Consider the following 12,675-nt stretch of genomic DNA (forward strand, 5'->3'; position numbering starts at 1 on the left):
GCATTTTTTTTATTATTGGTAAAACTTTAAGTTATAAGAAAAGATGTTTTATATAACAATAAATTCTATAGAATTTATATTTTTCAGTAAGTTAAATACTAAAAATCAAACAATATACTTCCTATTTTTATTATTTGGATCTGAAACCATCTCAATATTAAAGTTTATTTTTTAACCAATTGTTAAAATATTTTTGAATGTCCTGCTTATAACTTCTATTCAAACAGGACTTGCATTCAGACTTAAAACGCCCAATATTAGCCTCATGATATTAGCTGCTAAGTGTTATGCCTGAATTACCCGAAGTTGAAACCACCAAAACCAGCCTCCTTCCCCTTCTTAATCAGCAAGTGCTAAAAGTTGAAGTGCGTCAGCCTAGTTTACGTTGGCCGATTCCTGATGATCTCGCGCGTCTGCAAGGACAGCGCCTGATTCAGCTTACGCGTCGTTCCAAATATATTCTGGCGCAATTTGAACAGGATACGATGCTCTGGCATCTGGGTATGTCAGGCAGCTTTCGCTTGTGTGAAGCCAATGAAGAATTGCGCAAGCATGATCATCTGATTATCCAGTTTGAAGAGATCCAGCTGCGTTACCATGATCCGCGCCGTTTCGGCTGTATTCTCTGGTTAGACGCTCAATCACAAAGCAAACTGATTGATACGCTTGGGCCGGAGCCATTAAGCGATGCTTTTAATGCCGAATATCTATTTGAAAAACTAAAAAATAAAAACGTTGGCACCAAAGTTGCAATTATGGATAACCATTTCGTGGTCGGCGTAGGCAATATCTATGCAACTGAAAGCCTGTTCAATATGGGTATTCATCCAGCCCAGCCAGCCTCAAGTTTGAGTTTCGAACAGATTGAAAAACTGGTGGTTGAGATCAAGCGTATTTTAAAACAGGCGATTGACTTAGGTGGTTCTACCTTACGCGACTACACCAATGCTATGGGAGAAAATGGTTATTTCCAACAGACGCTGTTGGCTTATGGCCGTGCAGGAGAAATGTGCGTGAACTGCGAAACGACACTGGAAAATATCAAGCTCGGCCAGCGCGCATCCGTCTATTGTCCTGAATGCCAGCCGCTAAAAAAGGTAAAGCTTTCACCTAAGCGTGTGGCTGCTGTACGAGGTAAGAAATCATGAAGACTGCGATTGTCCGTCATATTCTGGTGAAGGATAAAGATACGGCTGAACAGCTTAAGAAGAAGATTCTGGCAGGTGCAGATTTTTCTAAGATTGCCAAACAATATTCGACCTGTAACTCTGCCAAACGTGGTGGTGAACTCGGTGAAGTGAAAAAAGGCCAACTTGTTCCAGTGATTGATAAACTGGTCTTTACTGCTGCAGAACATGTTCTACATGGCCCAATCAAAAGTCAGTTCGGTTTTCATTTGGTCGAAATTAAGTTTCGGATGGATTTTTAATTCCTTTAGGGTTCCCTCTCCTCTCAGGAGAGGGTTAGGGAGAGGTCAGAAAATAAAAAAACGGCGCTTATACGCCGTTTTTTTATTTACTCCAAAAGCTTAAGCTTCCGGACGTTTTTTTAGCTCATCACGAATTTCACGTAACAATGCAATATCTTCCGGAGTCGCTTCAGGTTCAGGCGCTGCTTCTTCTGCTTTATCACGGCGCAGTTTGTTCATCAGTTTCACCAACCAGAATACAACCCATGCCAATAACAGGAAGTTAATGAGAATGGTCAAGAAATTACCATAAGCAAAGACATTCAGACCGGCTGCCTGTGCTTCAGCCAGATTGGTCACATTATTTGGATTATCGCCTAACACGACAAACCAGTTAGAGTAATCAACATCACCACCCAAGATCCAGCTCACGACAGGCATGATGATATCTTTCACCATAGAATCGATAATTTTACCAAAAGCACCGCCAATGATCACACCCACTGCGAGATCCATGACATTGCCTTTTACCGCAAATTCTTTAAATTCTTGAATAATGCTCATAAAGTCACCAGTATTTTTATACAATTTTGTGATGGATTATACATTAGTTAGGGATTTCTATTTAAAACTAATTTATTAAGTGTATGTAATTTCTACCCAATAAAAAAGCCGCTGAACTGATTCAGCGGCTTTTTTCGTATCAGTGACCGGTCTTATTTAGAACGGTTACGTTTACGTTCGTTTTCAGTCAGGTAACGTTTACGGATACGGATTGACTTAGGTGTTACTTCAACTAGCTCGTCATCTTCAATGAATTCAAGCGCTTGTTCTAGCGTGTATTCAAGGTTTGGAACAAGAGTCAATGCTTCATCAGTACCAGACGCACGTACGTTAGTTAACTGTTTCGCTTTAGTTGGGTTAACCACCATGTCGTCAGAACGTGAGTTGATACCTACGATCATACCTTCATAAACTTCTAACTGTGGTTTAGCAAATAGACGACCACGGTCTTGAAGTGTGAACAGTGCATAGCCCAGGCAAGTACCTTGAACCATAGAAATCAGTACACCGTTTTGACGTTTCGCAACAGTACCTTGTTTAGCAGGACCGTAGTGCGAGAAGCTTGAAGTCATGATACCAGTACCAGAAGTCATGGTCATGAATTCAGAACGGAAACCGATCAAGCCACGTGAAGGAACAGTTGCTTCAATACGGATACGGCCTTTACCGTCAACTTCCATATTGGTCATTTCGCCTTTACGGTGACCCATTTGTTCCATTACAGAACCTTGGTGCTGTTCTTCAACGTCAAACGTTACGTTTTCGTACGGTTCTTGCATTTGACCGTCGATTTCTTTCATGATCACTTGCGGACGTGATACACCAAGCTCGAAGCCTTCACGACGCATGTTTTCGATCAGTACAGAAAGGTGAAGCTCACCACGACCAGATACTTTGAAACGGTCAGGACTGTCAGTATCTTCAACACGAAGTGCTACGTTGTGGATCAATTCGCGGTCAAGACGCTCACGGATATTACGTGAAGTTACGAATTTACCTTCTTTACCAGCGAACGGAGAGTTGTTCACCTGGAAAGTCATAGACACTGTAGGTTCATCTACAGAAAGTGCTGGAAGCGCTTCAACATTTTTAGGATCACAAATTGTATCTGAAATGTTCAGTGCATCGATACCAGTTACACAAACGATATCACCTGCAGAAGCTTCTTCAATATCAACACGTTCTAGACCATGGTAACCCATGATTTTCAAGATACGGCCGTTACGAGTTTTGCCTTCTTTGTCGATGACAGTCACAGGAGTGTTCAGTTTTACAGAACCGCGCTGGATACGACCAACACCGATTACACCTACGAAGCTGTTATAGTCCAAAGATGAAATTTGCATCTGGAATGGACCGTCAACGTCAACTGCTGGTGGCTCAACGATGTCTACGATTGTTTGGAACAATGGAGTCATGTCGTCAGCAAGTTCTTCTGGAGAAGGACCAGCAACACCACGAAGACCAGAAGCATAAACTACTGGGAAGTCTAACTGTTCGTCAGTACCGCCAAGGTTGTCGAACAGGTCGAAGACTTGGTCGATTACCCAGTCTGGACGCGCACTTGGTTTATCAACTTTATTGATAATTACGATTGGTTTCAAACCACGCGCGAACGCTTTTTGCGTTACGAAACGGGTTTGTGGCATAGGACCTTCTTGTGAATCTACAAGAAGCAGTACGCAGTCAACCATCGACATTACACGTTCAACTTCACCACCAAAGTCGGCGTGTCCCGGGGTGTCCACGATGTTAATACGGTATTCTGTATCTGTACGTTTATCTAACCACTTGATTGCAGTGTTTTTTGCAAGAATGGTAATACCACGTTCAGATTCTAACGCGTTCGAATCCATGACACGCTCGATCTCACCCGCGCGATCACCGAGAGCACCTGATTGTTGCAAAAGTTTGTCTACAAGAGTGGTTTTACCATGGTCGACGTGCGCGATAATGGCAATGTTACGGAGAGTTTTAATATCTGACATGTAAATTCGATACGTTTTAAATTTGAGGGCAAATTATACAGAAAAATACAAACTTTTGACAGTGACTGTTTGTAGAGAGCGTCAATTTTTTTTCCAATTACTTTTGTAATGACGTGTAACTCGATTAGAATAGCGCCACCCAGCCTTAATTTGCATTGACACATGTCTGATTTTAATCAATCTCCTCTTTCTAAAGATCAACTTGACCTTGTCTACGGCCTTGAAGATCGTCCTAAACCGTTTATCGCATTTTTAGCCGCATTCCAGCATTTATTGGCCATTATTGTCCCAATTGTAACGCCAGGTTTACTGATCTGTCTGGCACTTGGGGTCTCCAAAGAAGATACCAACATGATCTTGTCCATGTCTTTGGTGATCTCTGGTATCGCAACTTTCTTACAATCCAAGAAAGTGGGGCCCTTTGGCGCAGGCTTGCTGATTGTTCAGGGTACAAGTTTTAACTTTATTGGCCCAATCATCGGGATCGGTTCAGCGATGGTCGCTGCAGGCACACCGGTAGAAGCGGTGATGGCTTCGATCTTTGGTGTAGTGATTGCAGGTTCATTTATTGAAATGGGCGTGTCACGCATTTTGCCATGGGTGAAGAAACTCATTACTCCACTAGTAACGGGTATTGTAGTTCTATTGATTGGTTTAACCTTGATTAAAGAAGGTCTGATCAGCATGGGTGGTGGTTATCAAGCCATGGGTGACAAAACTTTCGCCAATGCAGATAACCTCATCATGTCATGTACGGTTTTGGCTTTAATTATTTTACTCAACCGTGTACGTATTACATGGGTAAAAAGTTCTGCCATCCTGATTGCCTTAGTCGTGGGTTACATCCTTGCAGGCTTTATGGGTCATTTAAACTTTGATGGCTTAAAAGATGCACCTCTGGTTCAGATTCCTACCCCAATGCATTTTGGTTTAAGCTTCTCATGGAGCTTATTCATTCCAATGGCATTCATTTACCTGGTGACTTCACTAGAAGCCATTGGTGATATTACCGCAACATCAAAATTATCGAATCAGCCAGTGGATGGTCAAACCTGGATGAATCGCATTAAAGGTGGTGTGTTAGTGAATGGTGCTAACTCTCTGCTTGCAGGCTTATTTAATACCTTCCCAAGTTCAGTTTTCGCACAAAATAATGGTGTGATTCAATTGACTGGTGTAGCTAGCCGTTATGTTGGGATATGGATCGCAGCACTCCTCGTGATTCTAGGTCTACTGCCTGCTGTTGCAGGTGTGATCCAAGCCGTTCCTCAAGCTGTGCTTGGTGGCGCAGTGATGGTGATGTTCGGTGCAGTCGCTGCATCTGGGATTAATATCCTGTCTGGTATTCACTTAGACCGTCGTGCCCTGCTGATCATTGCAATTTCGCTTGCACTTGGCTTAGGCGTTGCACAGGTACCTCAGATTCTGGAACATCTTCCTGAATTATTCCGTAACATCTTTAGCTCAGGTGTTGCGACAGGCGGTATTGCAGCCCTCATATTGAATATTGTTCTTCCTGAAGTAAAGAAGTAATTTCATGTCCAAAGAACACTGTCTGAGTTGGACTCGGACAGTGTTTTTTCTATTGGAGAAAGATCTATGGATCCTAAAAGCGAAGTTTTATTAAGACAATATGATTATTTGTCTGGTCGCGTATTGCTGGTAAATGCCCCGACCGATGAGCTTCTTGCTGAATGTGGTGAATCTATCCAGCCCTTTGTTTGGACATGGAATTATAATGATTTTCAATATTTCCAGTCACAGCAGGCTCAGGTTCATTTCGGCGCAGAATTTCCTGATCAGGAATTTGATCAGGCAGTTATTTTCGTACCTAAATCAAAAGAATTATTGAATTATCTGATTCACAATATTGCAGCCCGATTAAAACAAGGCAGCAGTGTCTTTCTGGTCGGTGAAAAGAAAGGTGGCGTAGAGCGTGCGGCAAAGCAGCTACAGGCTTATGGTAAACTCATCAAGCTCGACAGCGCACGACATTGCCAATTGTGGCAATTGACTCTAGACTGCACGGTCGAAGCAAAAGCGTTGGCAGATTGGGCACAGACCTATACAGTGGCCACACCAAAAGGTGATTTGCAGATTTGTGCACTTCCAGGTGTATTCAGTCAGGATCATCTGGATGTAGGAACAGCGGTGTTCTTACCCTATTTATCTCAGGTGACCTCAGGCAAGATTGCCGACTTTGGCTGTGGTGCAGGCGTGATCAGTGCTTATTTAGCCAAACTGAATCCTGAGAACCGTATTTTTGCTCTGGACGTGGATGCCTTTGCCTTGGCTTCTACTCAAATGACATTTGAGAAAAATCAGCTCAGTCCTCAGCAGCTGGAAATTAAAGCTGTGTCAGGTATTGAAGATGCACCGCTCTTTTTACATGCCATTGTCAGCAATCCTCCTTTCCATCAGGGAATCCAGACCAATTATGCGGCCAGCGAAACTTTATGCAAGACTTCGCGTCGTCATCTCAAGTCTGGCGGGGAATTATGGATTGTGGCAAACCGTTTCTTAAATTATCCAATTTTAATTGAACAAAGTTTTGGCCAATGTACAGTCAAAACTGATCAACAAGGTTTTAAAGTGCTCTTCGCCAGCACTCAAAAAAATGCTAAGGAATCATGATGAGCGAAACTCAGAACAGCGTGCAGCTGCAGCGTAAGCTTGGTGCTCGTCATCTCAATATGATCGCGATTGGCGGGTCTATCGGTACAGGTTTATTCCTGGCCTCAGGTGCGACTATTGCCAGCGCAGGCCCGGGTGGCGCACTTCTCGCCTATGCCCTGATTGGCGTAATGATTTATTTCTTGATGACCAGCCTTGGAGAACTTGCGACTCATAATCCGACCTCGGGCGCATTCTTTACCTACGGCACCAAATATGTCGAAGGTGGTTTTGGTTTCGCTTTAGGCTGGAACTACTGGTACAACTGGGCGATTACCGTTGCCTTTGAACTGGTTGCCGTACAGTTCATTATGAAATTCTGGTTCCCTGATATTCCGGGCTTTTACTGGAGTGCGATCTTCCTCGCTGTGATCTTTGGGATTAACGCTCTCACAGTAAAAGGTTTTGGTGAATCAGAATTCTTCTTCTCATTAGTGAAAGTTCTGGCAATTATTGCCTTTATCATCATCGGGATCTGGATGATTGCCAAGATCATGCTCACACCGGGTGTTTCGGCATTTGCAAACTGGAGCGTAGGTGAAGCGCCTTTTGTAGGCGGTTTCCAGGCCTTGATTGGTGTTGCCATGATTGCCGGATTCTCGTTCCAGGGTACCGAGATGGTTGGTGTAGCGGCTGGTGAATCTAAAGATCCGCAAAAAACCATTCCAGTCGCGATCAAGCAAATCTTCTGGCGAATCCTGCTGTTCTATATCGTATGTATTTTCATTATCGGTACATTGGTTGCTTATAATGATCCGCGTCTCTTACAGGCAGCTGCAACTGAAGATATTGCCCTTTCTCCATTCACTTTATTGTATGAGAAAGCAGGTTTTGCTTTTGCAGCCAGTATGATGAATGCGGTAATTCTGACTGCGATTCTGTCTGCAGGTAACTCAGGCATGTATTCTTCGACCCGTATGCTGTTCGATATGGCACGTAAAGGCAGTGCGCCTAAGCTGTTTGCCCATCTGGATCCACGCGGTGTACCGATGAATGCCCTGTATGCGACCACGGCGATTGCGGCACTATGCTTCCTGACCACATTCTTTGGCGAGCAGGAAGTCTTTAACTGGTTGCTGAATATGTCAGGTATGTGTGGCTTCATTGTCTGGCTCGGAATTGCGATCTCACATTACCGCTTCCGTAAAGGTTATCTGGCTCAAGGCTATCAACTTGAAGGTCTAGCCTATAGAGCTAAATTCTTCCCGTTCGCGCCTTGGTTTGCCTTCGTCCTTTGTTCAATTGTTGTTCTAGGTCAAAATTATCAAGCTGTCCTAGATGGTGAGTGGTTGGCTGTCCTTTCTACTTATATCGGTATTTTATTATTCCTGGTGATCTGGCTAGGTTATAAGTGGAAATATAAAACCAAACTGGTTTCCTATCAGGAGATGGATGTTCGACCGATGAATATTGAAAAACACTAATATCTCACCTTTATTAAAAAAGCAGCTCAAGTAGCTGCTTTTTTATATTCTGAAATCAGCTATGACGCATGACAAAATTACGGTCATCAATCACGATGACTTGCTGACAAATACCTTTTACTCGACGCTGCTGTTCGAAAACTTCTTTAGACATAGCATTAAAACTATCAAAGAAACTGATTTCTTTTTCATTGATTTCATAAATTAATGAATGGTTCCCTACCCCTTCCAGCGTATCGTAGAACACGATTACAAAACGGCCTTTATCTACCGATTTTTGAATATCTGTATAAGAAAGTGGATATTCATGAACAGACACTTTGAGTTCTTGTGCTTTTTGATAAAACTGGATTTCAAGCGGCTGTTTATCGGGATCAGTTTCTGTAAAAAATTCAACATCAAGCCCTAGTGTTTTAAGTGCAACAGCGAGTGCAATACTTGAAGCTCCCATCTCATCATTATACTGTGTCAATTGCACCAGATCAGGAATATGCAGATCTATTCCATAATGATGAAAAACCATCCAGATTGCATATATACCACTATTAGCTTCCAGACTTTGTAAGTCTTGAGGGAGTTCTATACTCATGCTTTAACTCCAAATCAGTTTCGAGCAGCAAGTGTATGCAAAAAACAGCCATAAAAAAAGCGACTCAAAGAGTCGCTTTTTTTAATCACTGTTCAATAACGAATTATTGAGCAGCTGGTTGTTCAGCTAGAACAGTACGGCTACCAGTGATTGTCGCGAATACACGACGGTTCATAGCACGACCTTCTTTAGTGTTGTTGTCAGCAATCGGTTGATCCCAAGCGAAACCTTGAGTAGACAAACGAGATGCATCTACGTTGTATTCGTTAACAAGTGCAGATTTAACAGAGTTAGCACGAGCTAGAGATAAACGTTCGTTCAATGCACGTGGACCAGTGCTGTCTGTGTGACCTTCGATACGAGCAGTTGCGTTTGGATATTCAACTAGCTTCTCAGCAACTTTCGCGATTTCTGGTTTGTATTGGTCTTTGATGTTTGATTTATTCGTATCAAAGAACACGCGAAGTTCCATGTTCAGGTCTTCAGTCAACTCTTGTGGTGCTGGAGCTACTGGAGCTACTGGCTCAACTGGAGCAACTTCTACAACGTCAGCAGCTGGTTTCAAACGACCACCTAAAACTACGTTAAGACCAGCAAGTGCTGTATAGTTCCAGAATTTTTCGTCAAAGTGATAAGTACCACGAGCTTCAGTACGTAGCGCTAAAGCATCGTTGATGTGCCAGAATGCACCGATACCAGCATTACCTAGTGTACCTTCTTCTTCATCACCACGTCCACCACGCGGCACATCATCAAATTTATATTTGTAATGACCAGCACCTAACAATGCATATGGTTTGATTTTGCTGTCATAGTTGCCAGTGAACACATCAGAAGTTGCATAGAAGTTACCTGCAATGTTCTGACCTTTGTATTCTGAACCAGGATTAACACTTTCTACATCACCTTTAACCTGGCTATATTCAGCTTCGAAACCTAACCATGGAGTTAGTTCAACACCAATTGCAGCACCTACAAACAAATCATCCTGTAATTCAGGACCACTTGTTAGTTCACCATCATTACCGCCATTGTTGTGTTGGGTGTCTTGCCAAGTATAACCTAACATTAATGGAGTAACAGTTACGCCTGCGTTTGCAGCAGCAAAAGGAGCAGCTACAAGCATTGCTAAAGCAATACGACTCATTTTCATGGATTTATCCTCCAGAGATAACAATTGTTGTTCAAGCTCAAGCCTTCTAATAGGCCATTCTGAGATAGGCTTTTTTTACCCCAGTGTTATTTTTAAGCTATTCACTGCGCATCATACAAACACTTTATTATTTTTCCAAGTGCTTGATTAATCTAATCAAGTAAATTATTGACAAAATTACTTACAATTTCCGTTGTAATTCAGTAATTTTTTACTCAATTTTTTGTTGTGAATCGCCTATTGTCATTGCCAATTTATTTTTAAGCGCCTTTTTGAATTTTGAGTAAGGCATTTCTTACTCGCTCAATTAAGCATAAAAAACGCACAATTAATAGCATGTTTCAAATAAAAATAATATATAAATCAGGTAACTCTATGTATAAAAAGATAACAAGAGCGTTCACTATTGTTGAGTTAATTATCTGTATTGCCCTTATCGCAATTGTGGTCACAATTGCCTTGCCTTACTTTCATGATTATTTATCCAAGCAGGAAGCCAAAAATATTCCGATGAAACTTACAGCAACCAATCGTTATGCACGCAGCCAGGCAGCTGTGTTTCACCAGAATATTGTGATTTGTCCCAGTCAAGATTCATTAACCTGCCAAGCAAACCAATGGAATAAAAATTTGCTGGTATTTATTGATAAAAACCGTAATCGTCAAGTCGACAATGACGAACAAATTTTACACATTGAACAACTTAATCTTAAATACGGTAACTTGAGTTGGCGAGGTGCTTTAAGTATGCCGAACGTAACTTATCAAGCCCAGACGGCTTTACCAATTGGATCGAATGGCAGCTTTTATTATTGTTCTACTCACCTTGCATCTCAGCAACGTATTGTCTTGAATAAAATGGGACATATCCGAATCGAACATCTGGCCTCCTGTTAATAAAACCCTAGAGTCTATGATTTATCCAGATTAGGACTTTAATCCTGTACTTTTTTCAATATACTGCTTAGGTTCGAGAAAAAATGATCAAAACTTATAGGGAGATATAACAATGACTGACATCGTAATTGTCAATGGCGCACGTACAGCGATGGGCGGCTTTCAAGGTAGCTTGGCTAGCGTTACTGCACCTGAACTGGGTGCTGCCACCATCAAAGAAGCGATTGCGCGTTCAGGCTTGCAGCCAACCGATATTGAAGAAGTCATTATGGGTTGTGTACTCCCGGCAGGTTTAAAACAAGGTCCTGCCCGTCAAGCGATGCGTAAAGCGGGTCTGCCTGATTCTACAGGTGCCGTCACCATCAATAAATTATGTGGTTCAGGCATGAAAGCAGTTATGCAAGCGGCAGATATGATTAAGGCAGGTTCTGCAACTTATGTGGTTGCAGGTGGGATGGAATCCATGACCAATGCGCCATATGTATTGCCAAAAGCGCGTGGCGGTTTCCGTATGGGTCATGGTGAAATCAAGGATCATATGTTCCTCGATGGCCTGGAAGATGCCGAAACTGGTCGCCTGATGGGTTCATTTGCTCAAGATATGGCAAATAGCAAAGGTTATACACGTGAACAGATGGATGAATTTGCAATCCGTTCACTGAAACGTGCTCAAACTGCAGTCAATGAAGGCTACTTTGCTGATGAAATCGTGCCAGTCACTGTTTCCACCCGTAAAGGTGATGTAGTCGTTGATAAGGATGAGCAACCATTCAATGCCAATATTGACAAGATTCCAACTCTACGCCCTGCTTTTGCAAAAGACGGGACCATTACGGCAGCAAATGCCAGCTCTATTTCAGACGGTGCCTCTGCCCTTGTGCTGACTTCAAGCGACAATGCAGCAGCTAAAGGTTTAGCGCCTTTGGCTAAAATCATTGCTTATGCTTCAAACTCCCAGCATCCATCTGAATTCACGATTGCGCCAGTGGGTGCGATTCAGAAAGTTCTGGATAAAACTGGCTGGAAAGCTGAGGAAGTTGACCTTTGGGAAATCAATGAAGCGTTTGCTATGGTCACCATGTGCCCAATGGATGAGTTCAAGCTTGATCCTGAAAAAGTCAACATCAATGGTGGTGCATGTGCGCTCGGTCACCCGGTTGGTTCTACAGGTTCACGTATTATCCTGACCTTGATTCATGCATTGAAACGTACAGGCGGTAAACGTGGTATCGCTGCGCTATGTATTGGCGGTGGTGAAGCAACTGCGGTCGCAATCGAACTGATCTAATTCTTTTATAATCAATTCGTAGAGAGGGCTTTTATAGCCCTCTTTTTATTTTATAAATATTTCATTTTTTTATTATCTATCCATAAAGTAAATTCTTTTAATTACATTTTCATAAAGCTTCTTTATCAATCAGATTCAATTCAGGGCGTAAATTAAAGGGATTCAGAATAAGAAAAGGAATCCTGCATGCGACTTAATCACTATCTCAATTTCCAGGGTGAAACCGAAGCTGCCTTTACCTTTTATCGTTCGGTATTTGGTGGCGAATTTTCCAGTCTAACCCGTTATGGAGATACGCCTGGACAGCAAGGAATTGATTTATCAGATGAAGAAAAAAATCTGATTTTGCATATCTCACTTCCAATTAATGAATACACAGAGCTCATGGGCTCTGATATCAATGACAAACTCTGTACTGAAAATACACCAGCATTTAGTAAGGGTACTAATCACTATATTGCGATTATTTTAAGTGCCAATGAACAGGATGAAGCCAAACGACTCTATGAAGCTTTATCAGTGAATGGTCAAATCGAAATGCCTTTAGAAAAAACCTTTTGGGGTGCGCTTTATAGTGCCTTTACGGATCAATTCGGAGTGCAATGGATGATTAACTGCCTACTTGAAGAACGTGCACTCTAAGGTTTAAATACAAAAAAGCCTCCAGATGGAGGCTTTTTAGTTGAAGGCG

The 12,675-nt window shown here is 42.2% G+C and carries 12 protein-coding genes; 8 read left to right on the forward strand and 4 right to left on the reverse strand.

Annotation, left to right across the window (positions count from 1 at the left end; all coding sequences use genetic code 11):
• Positions 1-287 precede the first annotated feature (287 nt).
• Positions 288-1,148 carry a bifunctional DNA-formamidopyrimidine glycosylase/DNA-(apurinic or apyrimidinic site) lyase gene (mutM, locus tag O4M77_RS11320; RefSeq protein ID WP_180012165.1) on the forward strand — a complete coding sequence of 287 codons (861 nt, stop codon included), beginning with the start codon at positions 288-290 and terminating at the stop codon, positions 1,146-1,148.
• A complete protein-coding gene (locus tag O4M77_RS11325; protein WP_004785172.1) occupies positions 1,145-1,429 on the forward strand; it encodes a peptidylprolyl isomerase in 285 nt (94 codons plus the stop codon). The genes mutM and O4M77_RS11325 overlap by 4 nt, the downstream gene beginning before the upstream one ends.
• Positions 1,430-1,528: 99 nt before the next feature.
• Here O4M77_RS11325 and mscL read toward each other — a convergent pair whose 3' ends face one another.
• Together mscL and typA are read right to left on the reverse strand one after the other, a co-directional pair.
• Positions 1,529-1,972 (reverse strand): large conductance mechanosensitive channel protein MscL, encoded by a 444-nt coding sequence (gene mscL, locus O4M77_RS11330; RefSeq protein ID WP_159123684.1) that lies wholly within the window; start codon positions 1,970-1,972, stop codon positions 1,529-1,531.
• Positions 1,973-2,124: 152 nt separating this feature from the next.
• Complete coding sequence (typA, locus tag O4M77_RS11335; RefSeq protein WP_004785176.1) at positions 2,125-3,960, reverse strand: translational GTPase TypA; 1,836 nt, start codon at positions 3,958-3,960, stop codon at positions 2,125-2,127.
• A 162-nt stretch (positions 3,961-4,122) separates the two neighbouring features.
• Here typA and O4M77_RS11340 point away from each other — a divergent pair, with 162 nt between their 5' ends.
• From O4M77_RS11340 to O4M77_RS11350, 3 genes are all read left to right on the forward strand, one after another.
• A complete protein-coding gene (locus O4M77_RS11340; RefSeq protein WP_166139125.1) occupies positions 4,123-5,493 on the forward strand; it encodes a uracil-xanthine permease family protein in 1,371 nt (456 codons plus the stop codon).
• Between the two features lie 66 nt (positions 5,494-5,559).
• Positions 5,560-6,594, forward strand: a complete 1,035-nt coding sequence (locus O4M77_RS11345) for a methyltransferase (protein ID WP_166139128.1) — start codon at positions 5,560-5,562, stop codon at positions 6,592-6,594.
• Positions 6,594-8,057 (forward strand): amino acid permease, encoded by a 1,464-nt coding sequence (locus O4M77_RS11350; protein WP_166139131.1) that lies wholly within the window; start codon positions 6,594-6,596, stop codon positions 8,055-8,057. Before O4M77_RS11345 ends, O4M77_RS11350 begins: the two co-directional genes overlap by 1 nt.
• Positions 8,058-8,112: 55 nt before the next feature.
• Here the strand turns inward: O4M77_RS11350 and O4M77_RS11355 are convergent, their stop codons facing one another.
• Both O4M77_RS11355 and omp38 read right to left on the reverse strand, forming a co-directional pair.
• Entirely contained in the window at positions 8,113-8,646 is a 534-nt protein-coding gene (locus O4M77_RS11355) for a peptidase C39 (protein WP_166139134.1), read from the reverse strand.
• Between the two features lie 103 nt (positions 8,647-8,749).
• Positions 8,750-9,799: an outer membrane protein Omp38 gene (gene omp38 / locus O4M77_RS11360; RefSeq protein WP_166139137.1), complete on the reverse strand. Its 1,050-nt coding sequence runs from the start codon at positions 9,797-9,799 to the stop codon at positions 8,750-8,752.
• A gap of 375 nt (positions 9,800-10,174) precedes the next feature.
• On the opposite strand from omp38, the gene O4M77_RS11365 reads away from it, so the two are divergent.
• From O4M77_RS11365 to O4M77_RS11375, 3 genes are all read left to right on the forward strand, one after another.
• Positions 10,175-10,696 (forward strand): GspH/FimT family protein, encoded by a 522-nt coding sequence (locus tag O4M77_RS11365; RefSeq protein WP_179993195.1) that lies wholly within the window; start codon positions 10,175-10,177, stop codon positions 10,694-10,696.
• 112 nt (positions 10,697-10,808) lie between these two features.
• Positions 10,809-11,984 (forward strand): thiolase family protein, encoded by a 1,176-nt coding sequence (locus tag O4M77_RS11370; RefSeq protein WP_166139143.1) that lies wholly within the window; start codon positions 10,809-10,811, stop codon positions 11,982-11,984.
• Between the two features lie 186 nt (positions 11,985-12,170).
• Entirely contained in the window at positions 12,171-12,626 is a 456-nt protein-coding gene (locus tag O4M77_RS11375; RefSeq protein WP_166139146.1) for a VOC family protein, read from the forward strand.
• Positions 12,627-12,675: the final 49 nt, after the last annotated feature.

Origin of the sequence: Acinetobacter sp. YWS30-1 (assembly GCF_033558715.1) — a bacterium.
Lineage (GTDB): Bacteria > Pseudomonadota > Gammaproteobacteria > Pseudomonadales > Moraxellaceae > Acinetobacter.